Origin of the sequence: Nonomuraea diastatica, assembly GCF_004349015.1 — a bacterium.
In the GTDB taxonomy this organism is placed as follows: domain Bacteria; phylum Actinomycetota; class Actinomycetes; order Streptosporangiales; family Streptosporangiaceae; genus Nonomuraea; species Nonomuraea diastatica.
Map to the genome: position 1 here is coordinate 38,590 of NZ_SMKP01000048.1, position 18,330 is coordinate 56,919.

Annotated in this window: 17 protein-coding genes; 10 read left to right on the top strand and 7 right to left on the bottom strand. The window is 70.5% G+C overall.

Features of this window, described 5'->3' with window-relative positions; all coding sequences use genetic code 11:
* Positions 1-24: 24 nt before the first annotated feature.
* Positions 25-1,512: a hypothetical protein gene (locus tag E1294_RS52790; RefSeq protein ID WP_165977355.1), complete on the bottom strand. Its 1,488-nt coding sequence runs from the start codon at positions 1,510-1,512 to the stop codon at positions 25-27.
* A gap of 228 nt (positions 1,513-1,740) precedes the next feature.
* Here E1294_RS52790 and E1294_RS18670 point away from each other — a divergent pair, with 228 nt between their 5' ends.
* From E1294_RS18670 to E1294_RS18685, 4 genes are read left to right on the top strand one after another with little or no spacing between them, the layout of a single operon-like run.
* Positions 1,741-2,292, top strand: a complete 552-nt coding sequence (locus tag E1294_RS18670; protein ID WP_132509785.1) for a MarR family winged helix-turn-helix transcriptional regulator — start codon at positions 1,741-1,743, stop codon at positions 2,290-2,292.
* Positions 2,276-3,235, top strand: a complete 960-nt coding sequence (locus tag E1294_RS18675) for a tetratricopeptide repeat protein (protein ID WP_132509786.1) — start codon at positions 2,276-2,278, stop codon at positions 3,233-3,235. The genes E1294_RS18670 and E1294_RS18675 overlap by 17 nt, the downstream gene beginning before the upstream one ends.
* A gap of 9 nt (positions 3,236-3,244) precedes the next feature.
* On the top strand, positions 3,245-3,874 hold the full coding sequence (locus tag E1294_RS18680) for a cytidylate kinase-like family protein (protein WP_132509787.1): 630 nt from the start codon (positions 3,245-3,247) through the stop codon (positions 3,872-3,874).
* Positions 3,875-3,929: 55 nt separating this feature from the next.
* Entirely contained in the window at positions 3,930-5,339 is a 1,410-nt protein-coding gene (locus tag E1294_RS18685) for an NAD-dependent malic enzyme (protein ID WP_132509788.1), read from the top strand.
* A 123-nt stretch (positions 5,340-5,462) separates the two neighbouring features.
* Here the strand turns inward: E1294_RS18685 and E1294_RS18690 are convergent, their stop codons facing one another.
* The 4 genes from E1294_RS18690 to E1294_RS18705 all read right to left on the bottom strand — a co-directional run bounded on the left by E1294_RS18690 (position 5,463) and on the right by E1294_RS18705 (position 9,992).
* Positions 5,463-5,999: a hypothetical protein gene (locus E1294_RS18690; protein WP_132509789.1), complete on the bottom strand. Its 537-nt coding sequence runs from the start codon at positions 5,997-5,999 to the stop codon at positions 5,463-5,465.
* 123 nt (positions 6,000-6,122) lie between these two features.
* On the bottom strand, positions 6,123-7,673 hold the full coding sequence (locus tag E1294_RS18695) for a glycerol-3-phosphate dehydrogenase/oxidase (RefSeq protein ID WP_132509790.1): 1,551 nt from the start codon (positions 7,671-7,673) through the stop codon (positions 6,123-6,125).
* Complete coding sequence (gene glpK / locus E1294_RS18700) at positions 7,670-9,163, bottom strand: glycerol kinase GlpK (protein ID WP_132509791.1); 1,494 nt, start codon at positions 9,161-9,163, stop codon at positions 7,670-7,672. The genes E1294_RS18695 and glpK overlap by 4 nt, the downstream gene beginning before the upstream one ends.
* A gap of 79 nt (positions 9,164-9,242) precedes the next feature.
* Positions 9,243-9,992, bottom strand: a complete 750-nt coding sequence (locus E1294_RS18705) for an IclR family transcriptional regulator (protein ID WP_132509792.1) — start codon at positions 9,990-9,992, stop codon at positions 9,243-9,245.
* 498 nt (positions 9,993-10,490) lie between these two features.
* Between E1294_RS18705 and E1294_RS18710 the strand changes: the two genes are divergently transcribed.
* On the top strand, positions 10,491-11,108 hold the full coding sequence (locus E1294_RS18710) for a TetR/AcrR family transcriptional regulator (RefSeq protein ID WP_132509793.1): 618 nt from the start codon (positions 10,491-10,493) through the stop codon (positions 11,106-11,108).
* A gap of 74 nt (positions 11,109-11,182) precedes the next feature.
* Here the strand turns inward: E1294_RS18710 and E1294_RS18715 are convergent, their stop codons facing one another.
* Positions 11,183-11,689 (bottom strand): hypothetical protein, encoded by a 507-nt coding sequence (locus E1294_RS18715; RefSeq protein WP_132509794.1) that lies wholly within the window; start codon positions 11,687-11,689, stop codon positions 11,183-11,185.
* 112 nt (positions 11,690-11,801) lie between these two features.
* On the opposite strand from E1294_RS18715, the gene E1294_RS18720 reads away from it, so the two are divergent.
* Positions 11,802-12,380, top strand: coding sequence for a YqgE/AlgH family protein (locus E1294_RS18720; protein ID WP_132509795.1), 579 nt, complete (start codon positions 11,802-11,804; stop codon positions 12,378-12,380).
* A gap of 129 nt (positions 12,381-12,509) precedes the next feature.
* On the opposite strand, the gene E1294_RS18725 is transcribed toward E1294_RS18720, so the two are convergent.
* A complete protein-coding gene (locus E1294_RS18725) occupies positions 12,510-13,118 on the bottom strand; it encodes a TetR family transcriptional regulator (RefSeq protein ID WP_165977358.1) in 609 nt (202 codons plus the stop codon).
* Between the two features lie 157 nt (positions 13,119-13,275).
* Here E1294_RS18725 and E1294_RS18730 point away from each other — a divergent pair, with 157 nt between their 5' ends.
* The 4 genes from E1294_RS18730 to E1294_RS18745 all read left to right on the top strand — a co-directional run bounded on the left by E1294_RS18730 (position 13,276) and on the right by E1294_RS18745 (position 17,614).
* Entirely contained in the window at positions 13,276-14,883 is a 1,608-nt protein-coding gene (locus E1294_RS18730; RefSeq protein WP_132509797.1) for a DHA2 family efflux MFS transporter permease subunit, read from the top strand.
* A gap of 107 nt (positions 14,884-14,990) precedes the next feature.
* The gene (locus tag E1294_RS18735) at positions 14,991-15,251 is read left to right on the top strand and encodes a DUF3039 domain-containing protein (protein WP_132509798.1); all 261 of its coding nucleotides are present in this window, start codon (positions 14,991-14,993) and stop codon (positions 15,249-15,251) included.
* A gap of 76 nt (positions 15,252-15,327) precedes the next feature.
* On the top strand, positions 15,328-16,215 hold the full coding sequence (locus E1294_RS18740; RefSeq protein ID WP_132509799.1) for a zinc metalloprotease: 888 nt from the start codon (positions 15,328-15,330) through the stop codon (positions 16,213-16,215).
* Between the two features lie 13 nt (positions 16,216-16,228).
* Positions 16,229-17,614 (top strand): MFS transporter, encoded by a 1,386-nt coding sequence (locus E1294_RS18745; RefSeq protein WP_246083099.1) that lies wholly within the window; start codon positions 16,229-16,231, stop codon positions 17,612-17,614.
* Positions 17,615-18,330 lie beyond the last annotated feature (716 nt).

Sequence of the window (18,330 nt, forward strand, 5' to 3'; positions counted from 1 at the left end):
GCATGACTACCCTCCCGGCGATCATCATCGCCAGCCGATCGGTGACATCTCCGGTCCCTTCGCGGCAGCGGACCTGCCCCCGGCCGCGACCGCCGGCGCCGCGGTGGCCCCGCCGACCGGCGAGGACGTCCCCGGCCCCCGTCCGTACGGCGGCGGGCTCGCTCCGGGCGTGCCGGGGGCCGAGGTCGCCGTCGGGGTGCCGCTGGCGTCGGGGTAGACGGGATAGACGTGGCTCGACGAGGGCGTGGGGCGCACGGGTGAGGGCGCCACTCGGGCCTGGGCGGGCCCGCCGCCGAAGTGTGTGCCGGCCAGCCGGCAGCTCTGGAAGTCGCTGTAGAACATCCGCAGCCACTCCCTGCGCTGGTGCTCGCTCAGGCCCGAGAACCACGACGCGGCGTACTGGTGCTCCGGCAGCGGCCCTCCGGGCAGCGGCTCGCCGCGCAGCCAGGCCATCACGATCTCCCGGTAGCCGTCCGCGACCGTGCCGGGGCACCGGGCGGCCAGCGACTCGATGTACTCGTACGCCGCCTCCTCCGCGAACCCGGCGGAAAGGTCGGGCACGTGGATCGGCGCGAGCCCGTTCGACGGTTTCAGCTCGTCGTCGAGCGGCCGCTGCTCCACCCGCGTGAACGCGGCCGGCGTGCCCGCCAGCCTGGAGGCGATCTGCGTGAACGACGCCCCCAGCTCGGTCAGCCCCGCCCGCATGCCCGGATGCACGCACACCGTGATCGGCCACTCCTGGCAGCTGTAGGCGATCTCCTCGGCGGCGGCCGGCTTGGAGTGGGTCAGGACGCGGGACACGCCCATCCCCGCGGCCAGCACGGCCAGCAGCGCGCACGCCAGAACCAGGGCCTGCCTGGTCACCAGCGCCGCCCAGCCGAGCAGCAGCGCCGCCGTCAGGCCGAGCAGCCAGATCGTCTGGTCGAAGAACGCAGCCCCGCTCAACCCCTGGAACAGGTCGTACGGCTCACCGGTGCCCGGCGCCAGCTTGTCGGCCCACCCGCGGTCGTCGGCCAGCCACGAGAACACCCCATAGCAGGCCAGCCCGGCGACCGGCGGCGTGAACGCGTGCGGCAGCACCCAGCCGGCCACCCACCCGATCACCGAGTAGAGGGCCAGGCCTGCCATGCCCATGCCCAGGCCCGCCAGGCTCAGGCGGCCCGCCTGGTCGGTGAGCACCGTCTTGACGGCCAGAACCAGCACCGTCGCCCCGAACGACCCCAGCACCACCACCACGATCGCCAGCGGCGCCTTGAGCGCCCGCCACGTCGTGAGCGAGCGCCCGCGCAGCGCCTTGCGCTTGCGCAGCGCCACCCACGCCGCGAAGGCTGCGGCGACCGGCCCGGTCAACCGCAGTGACCCGATGACCGCGGCCACGATGTTCTCCCAGGCGTCGACGCCGGGTATCAGGACGTTCCACGCCGCGACCAGGCCGACAGCGAGCAGCACGGCCACAGTGACGGCCGCGCTCTGCTTCAGCTCCTCCCGTGAAACGCCCCCGTGCTCACGCACCCGTTTTCCCGTTGAAGTTCATCAAGCACCCCCCGTGCCCCTCGGCAAGGCGGAAACGATCAGTCCGGCCGGTCCCCACAGGCTGATGGACTTGGCGTCCGCGTCACCATTCGTAGGAGAACCATAACTGAGCGTGATGATTGATGTCCGGACTCTTGGCCAAGCGGAGAGGCCTGTCGCTGTGAGTAGCCAGACGAACCGGGACGACCAGCGCGCTACCGTATCGCTGTGACGCAGTCGAAGCCGCTCAACCTGCCGTTCGACCCGATTGACCGTGCCGCGGAGAGCTGGCGCGCGCACTTCGGTCCGTCCGCGGCCATGGCCGCGGTGACGTCGATCATGAGGGCGCACCAGATCCTGCTGTCGCAGCTCGACGCGCTGCTCAAGCCCTACGGCCTGACCTTCGCGCGGTATGAGGCGCTGGTGTTGCTGACGTTCAGCAGGGCGGGGGCGCTGCCCTTGTCAAAAATCGGGGAAAGGTTGATGGTCCACCCCACCAGCGTCACGAACACGGTGGACAGGCTGGAGAAGTCCGGGTTCGTCCGGCGGTTGCCCAATCCACGCGACGGGCGCGGCGTGCTCGCCGAGATCACCGAGTCCGGGCGCGACGTCGTACGCCGTGCCACCGGTGACCTGATGGCCGCCGAGTTCGGCCTGTCGATGTACGCCGAGGACGAACTCCAGGCGATGTTCGACCAGCTGCGCACCCTCCGGGTGGCGGCTGGTGACTTCGCCGGGCCGGCAATGCGGCAAGATGAAGAGCATGGCGGACTTCTCTAAACCCGGGTCGCTCTACGGAGCTGTGGACCTGGGCGCGCGCAAGCAGGCACTGGAGGCGCAGGCCCGGAGGGAGGCCGCAGGTCCCCAGGCGGCCACGGCCTCGGTCGTCGACGTGACCGAGGAGACGTTCACGAGCGACGTCATCGACAAGTCCATGACGGTGCCCGTCGTGCTCGACCTCTGGTCGCCGAGGGCGCCGGGCAGCGCCCAGCTCAGCCCGGTGCTGGAGAAGGTGGTCGGCGACCTCGGCGGCAAGGCCGTGCTGGCCAAGGTCAACGTCGACGCCAGCCCGCAGATCGCGCAGGCGCTGCGTGTCCAGGCCGTGCCGACCGTGCTGGCGATTTTCCAGGGCCAGGCCGTGACCGGTTTCCAGCAGGTGCTGCCCGAGCAGGAGGTGCGCCGCTGGCTCGACGAGCTGATGGGCGCGGTCGAGCAGTTCTACCAGGCCAACCCCGGCGCCAGGCCCGCGGAGGCCGGCGAGCCCGGCGAGCTCGGTGAGCCCGGCGAGCAGGAGGCGCCGTCGGGGCCGCCAGCCGACCCCGACATGGTGGCGGCCGAGCAGGCGATCGACCGCGGCGACTTCGACGCGGCCTTGCAGGCCTACCAGCGGCTGCTGGCCCGCGAGCCGGGCAACGAGGACGCGAAGATGGGGCTGGCCGGGGTCGGCCTGCTCAAGCGCACGTCCGAGGCCGACCCCGCCGACGTCCAGCGGCGCGCGCAAGACCCGGCCGACCTGGACGCGCAACTGCTCGCGGCCGACCTCGAGATGATGTCGGGCGCCGTCGACCAGGCGTTCGAGCGCATCATCGCCGTGGTCAAACGCACCTCGGGCGACGAGCGCGACAAGGCCAGGCGGCACCTGCTCGGTTTGTTCGAGGCTTTGCCGGCCGAAGACCCATCCTTGGCCAAAGCGCGTAGAGCGTTGGCGAGCGCACTGTTCTAACCTGAATTTATGCGGGTCGTCACCATATCGGCGACATACGGCACGGCCGGCAGCCAGATCGGTCCGGCCGTGGCCGAGCGCCTCGGCGTGCCCTTCATCGACCGTGCGATCCCCAGCGCCGTCGCCGAGGAGCTGGGCTGCACCCTGGAGGAGGCGCTGGCCCACGACGATCGGGCCGAGCACGGCATCGGCCGGCTCTTCTCCGGGGCGATGCGGTTGCCCACGGTGACGTTCGGCGGCGTCGACATGTACGTTCCCGGCGCGATGCCGCTCGCGCCCGAGGAGTTCGTCAGCCGCACCGAGCGTGTGCTGAAAGACACCGCGCGCCTTCAGGGCGGCGTGTTCCTGGGCAGGGCGGGGGCGCTGGTGCTGGCCGACCACCCCGGCGCGCTGCACGTCCGGCTCGACGCCCCCGTCACCCGCCGGGTGCGGCAGACCGCCACACTGGGGCAGCTGAGCGAGCGCGAGGCCCGGCAGATCATCGAGGACAACGACCGGGCGCGCAGCGCCTACGTGCGCCACTTCTACCGCACAGAACCGGCCGACGCCTGCCTCTATCACCTGGTGATCGACAGCACCACGATCCCCGTGGCCACCTGTGCCGACCTGATCGTCATCGCCGCCGAGGCGCGGGATTGACCGGATGCCCTCTAACATGGAGGTACTCTTGGTCAGTCCCGAAGGAGCGATTGACGTGGCGACCGTCCCCAGTGTGTCGTACTCCATCACCGTGCGCCTCGAGGTGCCCGCAGGTGGCAACGCCGTGAGCCTGCTCACGCACGCCGTAGAGTCGGCAGGGGGGGTCGTGACCGCCCTCGACGTCACCAACGCGGGTCACGAGAAGCTGCGCATCGACGTGACCTGCGCCGCCAGGGACACCGACCACGCCCAGGCCATCGTCGACCAGCTCGAGGCGATCGAGGGCGTCGTCATCCACAAGGTGTCCGACCGCACCTTCCTCATGCACCTCGGCGGCAAGATCGAGATGGTGTCGAAGGTGCCGCTGCGCAACCGCGACGAGCTGTCCATGGCCTACACGCCGGGTGTGGCGCGCGTGTCCATGGCGATCGCGCGCAACAAGGAGGACGCGCGGCGCCTGACCATCAAGCGCAACACCGTGGCGGTCGTCACCGACGGCTCCGCCGTGCTGGGACTGGGCAACATCGGGCCCGAGGCGGCGCTGCCCGTCATGGAGGGCAAGGCGGCGCTGTTCAAACGGTTCGCGGGCATCGACGCCTGGCCGATCTGCCTCGACACGCAGGACGTCGACGAGATCGTCCGCACGGTAGAGGTGATCGCGCCCGGGTTCGGCGGGATCAACCTGGAGGACATCGGCGCGCCGCGCTGCTTCGAGGTGGAGCGGCGGCTGCGCGAGCTGCTCGACATCCCGGTCTTCCACGACGACCAGCACGGCACGGCGATCTGCGTGCTGGCCGCGCTCACCAACGCCCTGCGGGTGGTCGAGAAGAACATCGAAGACGTCAAGATCACCATGGCGGGCGCGGGGGCGGCGGGCTACGCCGTGCTGCGGCTGCTGCTGGCGGCGGGCGCCCGCAATGTGATCGTGTGCGACTACCTCGGGGCCGTGCACAAGGGGCGTGAAGACCTCGACGACTCGCTGCGCTGGATGGCCGACAACACCAACGCCGAGGGCTACGCGGGCGACCTGCGGGGCGCGGTCAAGGACGCCGACGTCTTCGTGGGCGTTTCCGCGCCCGGCATCCTGACCGGCGACGACATCGCCTCGATGGCCAAGGACCCGGTCGTGTTCGCGCTGGCCAACCCCGAGCCAGAAGTGTCGCCCGACGACGCCCGCGAGCACGCCGCCGTGGTGGCCACCGGGCGCTCCGACTACCCCAACCAGATCAACAACGTGCTGGCCTTCCCGGGGGTCTTCCGTGGCCTGCTCGACGCTCAGGCGTCCGTCGTGACGGAGGAGATGTTGCTGGCCGCCGCGGGCGCGCTCGCCGCCGTCGTCACGCCCGAGGAGCTGGGGCCCAACTACATCATCCCGAGCGTCTTCCACCCCGACGTGGCCACCGCCGTCGCCGCCGCCGTCCGCGAGTCGGCCGGCGGGCGCGCGCGGGGCTTCACCGAAGCATAAGATCTTCTGTCACGGCTACGGCACAGCCAAGGTCACGCAGTCGCCGCACGTGGCTGAGGGCCTCCAGGGAGACGCAGGCTGACCCGCACGTGGCAGCCGCCGCCGCGGCGCCTGGCGGGCCGGTCACGTGGTCTCCCGCACGCCGTCGGGCAGTGTGAGGCTCTCCTGGCCCGGCTCCTCCCGGGTGAGGGCGGGCATCAGGCGATAGCTCTCCTGGAAGACCAGGTTGTGGGCGTCGCCGGCGGCGATCACCCGCAACGTGCCGAGCTGCGCCGCGGCGTCCGCCGTGTCGAAGACGTTCAGCGGCCAGTCGCCGACCGTGTTGCCCCGCAGGTGCGGATGGTGGAAGTCGCTGCCGTAGTGGGCGACCACCGCGATCGGCTGGGCGTGGCACGCGCGCTGCTCCTGCCACGTCAGCGACCACATCGCGTTGAGCCCGCCCTCGCGTGACCGGGTGACGCCGCTGGCGACCACCTCCCCGGCGCCGAGCAGCAGGTCGGCGTTGAGCTCGTCGAGGGCGATGCGCGCCACCGGGTCCAGCAGCCCGACCGCCGTGATGAACACGTGCTCCTTGTCGTCCCGCGAGACGGCCTGCCCATGGGTGCCGTCGCGCAGGTCACGGAAGTGCCTGAGCAGGGCTTCGTTGATGGGAGTTCGCATGCCCTCCCCCTGCCCAGCCGGGTCGCCAGGCCACCTCCGGCGGGCCCTCGTCACCGCCCGCCGCACTCCTGCGATCAGCGCCGCGGGACCCCCGTGTCGAACCGCGGACTGGGAACAGGGCGCCTAGCCGAGCAGTTTCCCGATCCCGGCGCGCACGTCGGGCGTGTCAAGGCCGCGCACCGTGAGCGTCGTGCGGCGGCGTACGACGTCGTCCACCGTGGCTGCCCACTCACGGTCGCGGGCGTAGACCGCCTGGGCCCAGATGTCCGGCCCGTCGGGGTGGATGCGCTCGCCGAGCGCCGGGTCCTCGCGGATGAGCCGGGCCAGGTCGAACGCGATCGATCCGTAGTGCGTGGCCAGGTGCCTGGCCACCAGCGGGTCCATACGCGTGCCCGGGTCGCGGTCGGTCCACAGCCGCATGGCCACCGCGTCGGGGCTGGCCAGCCCCGGCAGCGGCACGGCCGGCAGGATGTCGGCCAGGTCGTCGCCCAGCGGCCGCCCCGGCAGGTGGGCGAGCGTGTCGAGCACGTGCCTGCCGATGTGCCGGTAGGTGGTCCACTTGCCGCCGGCGACGGAGAGCATGCCGCCCGAGCCGCTGGTCACCACGGTCTCCCGCTTGGCCGCCGCGACCTGCCCGGGGCCGCCGGGCAGCACCCGCAGCCCGGCGAAGGCGTAGGTGATGTCCTCGCGCCTGAGCTGGGAGTCGCGTACGGAGTGGCCCGCCTCGTCGAGGATCTGCGCGATGTCGGCCTCGGTGGCCCGCACCGCGGCCGGGTCGCCTTCGTACGCCTCGTCCGTGGTGCCGAGGAGCAGGTGGTCCTCCCACGGGATGGCGAACGACACGCGGTATTTGTCGATGGGCGTGGTCAGCGCGGCCTTCCACGGCTCCTGCCTGCGCAGCACCAGGTGGGCGCCCTTGGACAGCCGGATGCTGGGCGCCGCGGAGGGGTCTTCCATGCGCCGCAGGTGGTCGACCCACGGCCCGGTGGCGTTCAACACGAGCCTGGCCGACACGCCGAACTCCGTCTCGTCGAGCCGGTCGCGCAGGTCGGCGCCCGTCACGGTGCCGCCCGTCTGGCGCAGCCCGACGACCTCGGCGTGGTTGAGCACGACCGCGCCCGCGTCCACCGCGGCCCGCACGGTCATGACCGCGACCCGGCTGTCGTTCATCTGGTGGTCGCCGTAGACGGCGGCGGCCCGCAGGCCCTCGGAGCGCAGGGCGGGCACCTTGGCCATGGCCTGCTGCGGCGTGATCACCCTGCCCATGCCGTCGCCGAACACCGACAGCGCGGAGTACAGGAACACCCCCGCGCCGAGCTTGGCGGCGCCGTGCGGGCCTCCCCTGTAGATCGGCACCACGAACGTCAGCGGCTTGACCAGGTGGGGTGCGATGTCGGCGGCCAGGGCGCGCCGCTCGCGGTGGTTCTCCGCGACCAGCCGCACGTTGCCGGTCTGCAGGTAGCGCAGGCCGCCGTGGACGAGCTTGGAGGAGGCGCTGGAGGTGGCGCCGGCGAAGTCGCCCGCGTCGACCATCGCCACCCGCAACCCCGCCTGCGCGGCCATCCAGGTCACCGACGTGCCGAGGATGCCGCCGCCGATCACGAGCAGGTCGTATGCGGTGCCGGCCAGCTCGTGCCTGGTCTCCGCGCGGTCGGTGCCGATCGCGAGCGTCATGCTCTGCCCCCCTCCTCCTGCTCCACCCAGCCGAGGGTGCGCGCCACGGCCTTCTTCCAGTTGCGGTATTCGTGCTCGCGTACGGCTTCGCCGATCGCGGGACGCCACTCGGCGGCCTTGTGCCAGTTGGCCCGCAGGCTTTCAACGTCGGGCCAGTAGCCGGTGGCCAGGCCTGCGGCGTAGGCGGCGCCCAGCGCGGTGGTCTCGGCCACCATCGGCCGGATGACCGGCACCGCCAGCACGTCGGCGAGCGTCTGCATGAGCAGGTTGTCGGCGGTCATGCCGCCGTCGGCGCGCAGCGTGGTCAGGTCGAGCCCCGAGTCGGCGTTCATCGCGTCGACCACCTCGCGGGTCTGCCACGCCGTGGCCTCGAGCACGGCCCGCGCGAGGTGGCCCTTGTTGACGAACCCGGTCAGTCCCGCGATCACCCCGCGCGCGTCGGAGCGCCAGTGGGGCGCGAACAGCCCGGAGAACGCCGGCACGAAATAGCAGCCGCCGTTGTCGTCGACCGTCCTGGCCAGCGTCTCGATCTCGGCCGCGCTGGAGATCAGGCCCAGGTTGTCACGCAGCCACTGCACCAGGGAGCCGGTGACGGCGATGGCGCCCTCGAGCGCGTACGTGGCCGGGCCTGAGCCGATCTGGTAGCCGACGGTGGTCAGCAGGCCGTGCTTGGAGACGACCGGCTCGTGACCGGTGTTCATCAGCAGGAAGCTGCCCGAACCGTAGGTGCTCTTGGTCTCGCCGGGGGCGAAGCACGTCTGCCCGAACAGCGCGGCCTGCTGGTCGCCGAGCGCGGAGGCGACCGGGACACCGCCCGCCGTGCGGCCGTAGACCTCGGCGGACGGGCGGATCTCCGGCAACATCGCGCGCGGCACGCCCATCGCGGCCACCAGTTCGTCGTCCCAGCTCAGCGTGTGGATGTTCATCAGCATCGTGCGGCTGGCGTTGGTCACGTCGGTGATGTGGCGGCCCGTGAGGTTCCACAACAACCAGCTGTCCATCGTGCCGAACAGCACCTCGCCGCGCTCTGCCCGCTCCCGCAGACCGGGGATCTCGTCGAGCAGCCAGCGGATCTTCGGCCCGGAGAAGTAGGTGGCCAGCGGCAGCCCGGCCCGCTCCTTGAACAGGCTCTCGTGCTCGGCCAGGGCCCGGGTCAGCGCGTCGGTGCGGGTGTCCTGCCAGACGATCGCGTTGCAGACGGGCCGGCCGGTCTCGCGGTCCCACAGGACGGTGGTCTCGCGCTGGTTGGTGATGCCGAGCGCGGCGATCTGGGCGTCCTCGATGCCGGCGCCGCTCACGGCCTCTCCGAGCAGGCCGCGTACGGCCTGCCAGATCTCGTCCGCGTCGTGCTCCACCCAGCCGGGCCTGGGGAAGATCTGGCGGTGTTCGCGCTGGGCGACGGAGATGATGTTGCCCGGCTCGTCGAAGACGATGCACCGGCTGGACGTGGTGCCCTGGTCGATGGCTGCGACGTAGTGCGGTCGAGGCACGAGCTTCCTCGCTTGGATCAGGGTTCGACAATGTCGAACGATGTGAGAATGGTATGGGGTCGTCGTGGGGGTGGACAAGTCAGCGGGCGAGCGCGCGCGTGATCGCGCGGGCGGCGTCGCGCACGTACGAGACGTACTCCATGCGCAGGCCTTCGTCCGGGGCCAGCCGCTCGACCGCGCCCCGGATGCCGATGGCGCCGACCACGATGCCGCGCGCGTCCTTGATGGGCGCGGCGATGGCCACCTCGCCCTCCGTCAGCTCCTCCGTCTCGGCCGCCCAGCCGCGGGTCCTGACCTGGTCGAGCTCGGCCTCCAGCGCCTTGGGGTCGATGAGCGTGGCCTTCGTGTGCGCCCGCAGCGGCGCGGCCGGCGTCTCGCCGTAGGGGTCGTGGGCGAGCAGGACCTTGCCGAGGGCGCTGGCATGCGTCGGCAGGTAGGTGCCGACCTGGAGGGTCTGCATGCTGTCGTCCGGCCTGAACACGTGGTGGATCACCAGCACGTGCCCCTCGTGCAGGGTGCCGATCCAGGCGCTCTCCCTGCTGCGCCCCGCCAGGGCGTCGGCCCAGTTGATCGAGCGGGTGCGCAGCTCGTTGACGTCGAGGTAGCTGCTGCCGAGGTGGAGCAGCGTGGCGCCGAGGCGGTATTTCCCCGACGCCTGGTCCTGCTCGACGAACCCCACGCGGACCAGCGTGCGCAGGATGCCGTGCAGCGTCCCCTTGGGCAGGCCCAGCGCCTTGGCCAGCTCGGCCACGCCGAGCTGGCGCGGGCCGGAGGCGAGCAGCCGCAGGATCGCGGCCGCCCGCTCGACCGATTGAATCGTCTCTCCCACACCTCGCACCCTAGTGCAGACGAGTTCGATATTGCCGAACGGTGGTGGCGCAGCGGTCGACGGGTGCGCGGATCGCGGAAAAGTGCCACCCCACCAGCAGCGCGGCAGGTGGGAGTCAGCCTAGAATGTCGCCAGCGGTGAACCCGGTAGACCACGACGCCCCGTTCAGCTCCGCGCCCGACCCCGGAATGCCCCCTCAGCAACGACATGGTCAGCAGGAAGAGCCCGGCGGGCGTGCGATGGCGGCGGCGAGTCCCCGGGTCACCTGCCACGAGCACAACCCCCGGCGAGGTCGCCAGCCCTCCCGTGAATGAGGAGAGCCCGAGCACGCCATGCCGACAAGGAGATGCCTGCGCCGCCTGACCAGGCCGGCCCTGTCCACGAGCAGGGGCACCTGGTCCGCCGCGGGTCGTAAAGGCCGGGGCCGTAAGAACGTGCGCTACTAACGGGATGGGAGTCCCGTTAGGCGGGCATGCCGGTATACGGTGAGGAGTCTAGATGGAACAAGCTTCCCGTCTGGCGGGAACCGTGCGGCCGGGGGGGCGCACCGCGAGGGTACGCGCCGCCGTACTCGAGGCCACCCAGGACATCCTGGTCGAGTACGGCTTCCACGGCCTGACCATGGATCAGGTGGCGGCCAGGGCCGGCGTCGGCAAGACCACGGTCTACCGGCGCTGGGGGAGCACCCCCGGCCTGGTGGCCGACCTCATGAAAGAGCTGGCCAACCAGTCGTCGCCGCACGCCGACACGGGCGACGTCGAGCGTGACCTGCTGGCCAACGCCGTGTCCGTCTGGGAGGCGGTCACCGACGGGCGGCTCGGCGCCACGCTGCAGGCGGTGATCGCCGCGGGGACCTGCGACGAGGAGGCCGCCGACGCGCTGCGGGTCTTCTTCACCCGCCGCATCGACGAGTGGGCCACAGTCGTGGACCTGGCCGTCAAACGGGGAGAGCTGCCCGAGGGGACCGACGGCGGTGAGTTGATCAGGGCGATCTCGGCCCCGCTCTACTACCGCCTGGTGGTCACGAGGGAGCCGGTGACGCGGGGGGACGCCGAGCGGTCGGTGTCGCGCGGGCTGGCCGCCGCCCGGGCCGGCGCGTTCGTCCCGGACCCTTGACGGGGGCCGTCCGGGCTCACGGGGGCCGTCCGGGCTCACGGGGGCCGTCCGGGCTCACGGGGCGCCGTCCGGGCTCACGGAGCCGAGCGCGGCCAGATCGAGCCGTACCACCACAGAACGCCTCCCATGATCACCAGACCGCCGGCCGTGGCCAGCTTGGCCATGAGGTCCACGGGCGGACCTGTGAAGGGGAGGCGGTCGAGGTGGTGGCCCCAGGGGCAGTCGTTCTCGATGTCGGTCGAGTCGATCAGCGTGTCGGGGTGGTGCTCGGCAACCGAGTACGCCTCGATCTCGGCGCGGCTGCCCTTCCCCACCCGGACGTGCTTGACGATCGTCTTGCGCGCCGGGATCGAGCCGCTCGCCACGGTCCTGCCGTCGGCCCGCAGGTCGTACCGTGCGAGCTGGCGGGTCACGTTGCGGAGCGTGACGGTCGCCCGGCCGGAGCGGCATGCCACGTCGTCGACCGTCATTGTGAACGGGTCTCCCGGATCCAGCCGCGGCCAGGCCCAGGCGGTGGCCGGGAGGAGCAGGGCCACGGTCATGGGCAACGTGGCCAGGACGACACGAGTACCGATACGCATGCGCTCCCCCCGGAGTGTGATCTTTGCTACGTAAGGTGCCCAAGTAGCCACGAAAAGTAACATCGGCTTACGAGGGGAGCGCACGCCCCCGGATACACGCCATGATGGATGTATGGCGGAGGCGATCTACGTCGGCGGGTTGTTGGTGGCGACGCCGCTCCTCGACGACCCCAACTTCCGGCGTAGCGTCGTGCTGATCCTCGAACACGACCACGACGGGGGCACTCTGGGCGTGGTGCTCAACAGGCCGAGCGACATCTCGGTGACGCAGGTGCTGCCCGTGTGGGATCCGCTGGTGACGGGGCCTCCGGTGCTCTTCGAGGGCGGGCCCGTGCAGACCGACAGCGCGCTCGCGCTGGCTGCGGTACCGAGTGGTGAGGAGCCGCTCGGCTGGCGCAGGCTGCACGCCGGCACCCCGGCCGTCTCGCGGCTGGGGACGGTCGATCTGGACGCCCCGCCCGAGATCCTGCAGGGGGAGATCGCGCAGATGCGCATCTTCGCGGGGTACGCGGGGTGGACGTCGGGTCAGCTGGAGAGCGAGATCGCCGAGGGCGCCTGGTATGTCGTCGACTCCGAGGTCGGCGACACCTTCTACGCCGATCCGGGCTCGCTCTGGCGGCACGTGCTGCGGCGCCAGCACGGCGAGCTGGCCTTCGTGGCGACCTGCCCGGACGATCCGACGCTGAACTGAGCCCTGAACTGAGCCCTGAACTGAGCCCTGAACTGAGCCCTGAACTGAGCCCTGAACTGAGCCCTGAACTGAGCCCTGAACTGAGCCCCGAACCGGGCCCTGAACCAGCCCAGAACCGGGCCGCGCGCCTCAGAGGTCCCACCCCGGCCGCAGCGAGCGCTCGGCCAGCTCGATCGTCTCTGTCATGCGGCCGGTGATCTCCGGCATCGAACCGTCGCGGCGCGGGCACTCGAAGCCGACGCGCATCGCCGACATGGCGAACGCGACGATCAGATGGGAGAGCTGGTCGGTGTCGACGTCGACCCCCCTGCGGGCGGCGACCAGCTCCGCGAGGCGGCGCTCGGTGCCGGCGCCCCTGGCCACCGACTGGCCGATCAGCTGCGGATTCTCGTCGAGGATCCGGCGGAGTTTGAGGAACCTCTGGTGCTCGTCCTCTGTTGAGTCTTCCATGTCGCTCAGCACCGCTCGCACCGCGTGCATGAGCGCCGTGAACGGCGGCTCGTCCTGTGGCCGGGAGCGCAGGGTCTCCACCATGAGCTGCTCGCCGTGCTCGTGGAACCACAACACCAGGTGGTCCTTGCTGGTGAAGTAGCGGAAGAAGGTGCGGGGGGAGATCTCGACGGCCCCCGCGATCTGCTCGACGGTGGTCGACTCGTATCCTTGTTCGAGGAACAGGTCGAGCGCCGCGTCGAGGATCGCCAGGCGCGTCTTCTCCTTCTTGCGTTCACGCAGACCCACAGCGGTCACTCCCTCGAAACCTTTCTGTCATAGTGTGCCATAAGTCATACTCCGCCATCTGAAAGTCGGTTGTCAGAAGTCACCGGCTGACATAGATTACTGAGGCTTGCGATATCTATGCCCTGACGTGGGGCTATTTGTCATTCAAGGGGGACTCATGGCTAACGCGAAGGCGGTCGACGCGCCGTCGTCGCCCGACCCGGGCCGGACGGGGGTCGGCGGCAATCCGTGGCTGGTGCTGCTGGCGGTCAGCCTGGGCGTCATCATGGTGATGCTCGACGGCACGGTGGTGGGCATCGCCAACCCGGTCATCCAGGCCGACCTGAAGGCTTCGCTGTCGGATTTGCAGTGGGTGACCAGCGGCTATCTGCTGGCGCTGGCGGTGTTTCTGATCACCGCGGGCAAGCTCGGCGACCTGTTCGGGCACAAGCGCGTCTTTCTCATCGGTGTGGCCGGCTTTGCGATCACGTCTGTCGGCATCGGTCTCAGCGCCGAACTGGCCGACATCATTCCCGGTCTCTCGCCCGTCGGCGCGCTCATCGGCCTGCGGGTGCTGCAGGGCCTTTTCGGCGCGCTGCTCCAGCCCGCCGCCCTGGCGCTGCTGCGTGGAGCATTCCCGGGGGAGAAGCTCAACCAGGCGATGGGAGCCTGGGGCGGCATCATCGGCCTGTCCAGCGCCGCCGGCCCGATCGTGGGCGGTGTGCTGGTCGAGAACGTGAGCTGGGAGTCGGTCTTCTTCATCAACGCGCCGGTCGGGATCATCGCCATCGTCATGGGCGTCTTCCTGATCAAGGACAACCGCGCGCAGACGATGGCGCGGATCGACTGGCTCGGCGTGCTGCTGCTGTCGGGTGCGATGTTCTCGCTGGTGTGGACGATCATCAAGGCCCCCGACTGGGGCTGGGGCGACAGCACGACGCTGACCTTCCTGGGTGCCTTCGCGGTGCTGATCGCGGCGTTCGTCTTCTGGCAGAACAGGGCGCAGAAGATCGGCAGGCAGCCGCTGGTCCCGCTGTCGTTGTTCAGGAACATCTCGATCTCCATCGGCACCGTGCTGATGATGATGGTGGCGTTCGCGATGTTCGGCGCGATGTTCTTCCTGGGCTTCTTCTTCCAGGGCGTGCACGGCCTGACCCCGCTGGAGGCCGGCCTGCGCATGTTGCCGATGAGCGCCGGCATGATCGTCGCCTCGCCGCTGGCGGGCATGGCGATCGGCAGGCTCGGGCCGAAGATCACGATGACGGCCGGTCTGCTGATCACAGCGTTCGCCATGTTCCTCATGTCCCAGCTCAGCATCGACGCGTCGTTCCTCGCGAGCGCCATCCCGTTCGTGCTGCTGGCCTTCGGCATGTCGCCGGTCTTCGTGGGCGCCACGGAGATCATCGTGGGCAACGCGCCGCTTGAGCTGAGCGGTGTCGCGGGCGGCGTCCAGCAGTCGGCCATGCAGGTCGGCGGCGCGCTGGGCACCGCGATCCTGGGCGCCGTGATGGCCGCCGAGATCTCCGGCACGCTGCCCGGCTACCTCGGCCCCGCCGCGCAGGCGATCCCGCCCGCGCAGATGGCCGGGCTGGAGAAGGCGGCCGCCTTCGGCGTTGCGCCTCCCGGGGTGCCGCAGCCGATCGTCGACGCCGTGCACCAATCCTTCATGGACGGTATGCATCTCGCCTTCCTGGTGAGCACCGGCATCGCCGTGCTGACCGCCCTGCTGACGTTGTTCGTCAAGGCCGGGCGCAAGGCCGAGGGCGTGCAGGTCCATGTGGGCTGACCGGGTGGGCTGACCGGCCCCCCGCCGCGCTGCGGCCCTCGCCTTCGCGGCGGGGGCCGTACCGCTGGGTGGAGGACGCGGTCGCGAGCGGGCATAAACTCTGTGGGGTGAGCAGCACGAAGATCCTCCCAGAGCAGGAGACCACGCCGCGGACCTCGCACGGCGACGGCGATCACGAGCGCTTCGCCCACTACGCGGACAAACACAAGATCACCGAGAGCATGGTGACGGGCACGCCCATCCGCGCCCTGTGCGGCAAAATCTGGGTGCCCAGCCGTGACCCCAAGAAATACCCGGTTTGCCCGGAGTGCAAAGAGATCTACGAGGGCCTTCCCTCCGGTGACGGCGAGGGCGACGACAAGCAGTGAGTGTTGCTGAGCGGTAATCCTCCGTAAAACAGCTACGGTCTGTAGCCATATCGGCTCATTCCGTAGTGGAGGATTTATGGCTCGGCGTGCGACGGCCGCCTCGTTGGCATGCCTGCTGGCGGTCTGGTTCGCCCCGCCGCTGCGGGCCGGCGCCGCCCACGCGGCCGGTTGCAGCCGTCATGCGCCGGAGGGGCCCGGGCCGCGCTCGCCCCAGCCGGGAGACGTGGCCAAGGTGCAGTCCGAGCTCGCCCGGCGCCTGGCCGGCGTCACGCCGCCCACGCAGATCACCGTGCCCACCGTGGTGCACGTCATCACGCGGCCTGACCGCCAGGTCTCCGACCAGGCGGTCGAAGCGCAGATCAACGTGCTCAACTCCGCGTACGCCGGCCGCTTCGGCGGCGTGGACACCGGCGTGCAGTTCCGGCTCGACGCCATCACGGTCAGGGAGAACGCCGCCTGGTTCGGCGACCCGGTCGGTCACGAGCGGGCCATGAAGAGCGTGCTGCACCAGGGCGGCCCCGGCACGCTCAACCTTTACATCGCCCAGCTCAGCGAGCACATGCTGGGCTTCGCCAGCTACCCCTACTGGTACACCGACGCGCCCGTGCTCGACGGCGTGGTCATCGACTGGCGCGGCCTGCCCGGGGGCGCGATGACCAACTACAACCGCGGCTTCACCGGCGTCCACGAGATCGGCCACTGGCTCGGGCTGTTCCACACCTTCGAGAACGGCTGCAAGGAGCCCGGCGACGGCATCGACGACACCCCCGCCCAGGCCAAGCCGACCAAGGGCTGCCCCGAGCGCGCCGACTCCTGCGCGAAGGCGGGCCTTGACCCCGTGCACAACTTCATGGACTACGCCCACGACCGGTGCATGTCGGAGTTCACCCAGGGACAGGCAAAGCGGATGCACGAGATGTGGGCGGCGTACCGGCAGGCGGCGCCTGGGGCGATGCGGCGCTGACTACGATGTGCTGGTGACAGCACCAGAGGCACTCGAAACTCCCTACCAGCCGCCGCGGATCTTCGGCCCGCGCTACCGCACCGCGACTCTCGGCATCCTCCTCGTGGTCACGCTGGTCGCTTTCGAGGGCATGTCGGTCGGCGTCGCCATGCCTGCCATCGCCGATGAACTCGACGCGCTCAACCTCTACGGGATCAGCTTCTCGGCCTTCCTGATCGCCAGCCTGTTCGCCAACGTGGTGGCCGGCCTCTGGTCGGACCGGCGCGGCTACCCCCTTCCGTTCATGACGGGAGTGATGTTGTTCGTCGTCGGGATGGCGCTGGCCGGGGCTGCGACGTCGGCGGTGATGTTCCTCGTGGCGCGGGCCGTGCAGGGGATGGGAGCGGGAGCCACCATCGTGGCGCTGTACGTGATGATCGCCCGCGTCTATCCCGTGGAGTCGCGGCCCAAGGCGTTCGCGGCCATCTCGGCGGCCTGGGTGGTGCCCGCCATGGTGGGCCCTGCCGTGGCCGGATTCGTGGCGGAGAACTGGGGCTGGCGCTTCGTCTTCTACGGGATCATCCCGCTGGTGGTGCCCGCGCTGGTGATGCTCGTCCCGGCGCTGCGGCAGCCGTCCTCGCCTGACGAGGCGCCGTCCCGTGGGCCGAGGTCAAGGCCGGTGGCCATGACGCTGGCCGCCACCGCCGCGGCCGCCGGTGCGGGGGTGCTGCTGCACGGCATCGACCGGCTGCACCTGCATCCCGTCACGGGAGCCGTGGAGACGGCGGCGGGGCTGGCGTCCCTGTCGTACGGGTTGTTCCGGCTGCTGCCTCCCCGGGCGCTGCGGTTCGGGCGCGGGCTGCCCACCACCGTGATGATGCGCGGCTTCTTCTCGGCCTCCTTCTTCGGCGTCAACTCCTTCATCCCGCTGGCGTTGCAGGAGGTGAAGGGCTTCGACCTGTCGAGCGCGGGCATCGCGCTGACCACCGGGGCGCTGGGCTGGTCCGCCGGCTCCTACCTGCAGAGCAGGAAGGAAGGGGAGGCGCACCTGAGGATCCGTCTGGGCATGGGATGCATCGCCGTCGCGATCCTGCTCTGCCTGCTGGCCGTGCTGCCCGGGGTGAGCGGATGGATCGCTGCGCCCGCGTGGGTCATCGCCGGCTTCGGGATGGGATTCGGCATGACAACGGTCAGCATCACGGCGTTGAAGCAGTCGCCGGTCAACGAGCAGGGGGCCAACTCGGCGTCGCTGTCGGTGACCGACATGCTGGGCTCGGCGCTGGCGATCGGCATCGGCGGCGCGCTGGTCAACCTGATCGGGCACTCCTCCGCCGAGATCGCCACCGGGTTCGTCGTCATCTCGATCCTCATGGCCACCATCGCGCTGAGCGGCGCCGTGCTCGCCGGCCGCACCCGCTGAATTCCGCCTCTCCTGTCACAACGGCAACGGATCGCCTGATCCTCGTCGCGAGGAGTGATAGGACAGCGGGACAAGGAGGTGTCATGGAGGGTGATCACCGTGTCTGGCCCCCGCAGACGGGCGCCCGGCATCGCCGTACTCCTCCTGAGGACCGTACTCCTCCTGAGGACCGTACTCCTCCTGAGGACGGCATCCCTCCCGACCGCACCTCTCCTGAGGGCCGCACCTTTCCTGAGGACGGCAAGCCCGTTTGGGGCGCGCACCGCGACGGGAGGCCGCGGCGGGGCAGGAACCCCTTCGCGAGAGTCAGGGACACCGCCGTCGATACGGAGCGCTCTCCTGAGCCCGCGGACCCCGCGCCGGAGAGGAACCGGGGGTCTGTTCCCGAGCCTGTTCAGGAGGCGGGCTGGGGGACTGCTTCCGAGCCCGGACGCGAGAGCGGCTGGGGGACGGCTCCCGAGGTCTCGCACGAGGCGGGCTGGGGAGACTTTCCAGAGCGTGATGACGGGCCGTCGCGGGGACGGCGGGAACGGTCCCATCCGCTGGACCTCGGCACTGACCCGGAGGAGGAGCCGTGGAACCCGCGGATCCGCCGGGCCCCGTACACCGGCCAGGACAACGGCCTCGGCGGCGGCCGTGGGAGCGGCCCGTCGCCGGGTGGCGAGTCCCTGCCCCCGTCCTGTCTCTTATACACATCTGACGCTGCCGACGAACTC

Excerpts from the sequence above, each read along its gene's own strand:
- E1294_RS18730 (WP_132509797.1), top strand. The coding sequence starts at position 13,276 with ATGGCTAACGCGAAGGCGGTCGACGCGCCGTCGTCGCCCGACCCGGGC.
- E1294_RS18680 (WP_132509787.1), top strand. The coding sequence starts at position 3,245 with ATGCGGGTCGTCACCATATCGGCGACATACGGCACGGCCGGCAGCCAG.
- E1294_RS18695 (WP_132509790.1), bottom strand. The coding sequence starts at position 7,673 with ATGACGCTCGCGATCGGCACCGACCGCGCGGAGACCAGGCACGAGCTG.
- E1294_RS18740 (WP_132509799.1), top strand. The coding sequence starts at position 15,328 with ATGGCTCGGCGTGCGACGGCCGCCTCGTTGGCATGCCTGCTGGCGGTC.
- E1294_RS18690 (WP_132509789.1), bottom strand. The coding sequence starts at position 5,999 with ATGCGAACTCCCATCAACGAAGCCCTGCTCAGGCACTTCCGTGACCTG.
- E1294_RS18675 (WP_132509786.1), top strand. The coding sequence starts at position 2,276 with ATGGCGGACTTCTCTAAACCCGGGTCGCTCTACGGAGCTGTGGACCTG.
- E1294_RS18710 (WP_132509793.1), top strand. The coding sequence starts at position 10,491 with ATGGAACAAGCTTCCCGTCTGGCGGGAACCGTGCGGCCGGGGGGGCGC.
- E1294_RS18715 (WP_132509794.1), bottom strand. The coding sequence starts at position 11,689 with ATGCGTATCGGTACTCGTGTCGTCCTGGCCACGTTGCCCATGACCGTG.
- E1294_RS18720 (WP_132509795.1), top strand. The coding sequence starts at position 11,802 with ATGGCGGAGGCGATCTACGTCGGCGGGTTGTTGGTGGCGACGCCGCTC.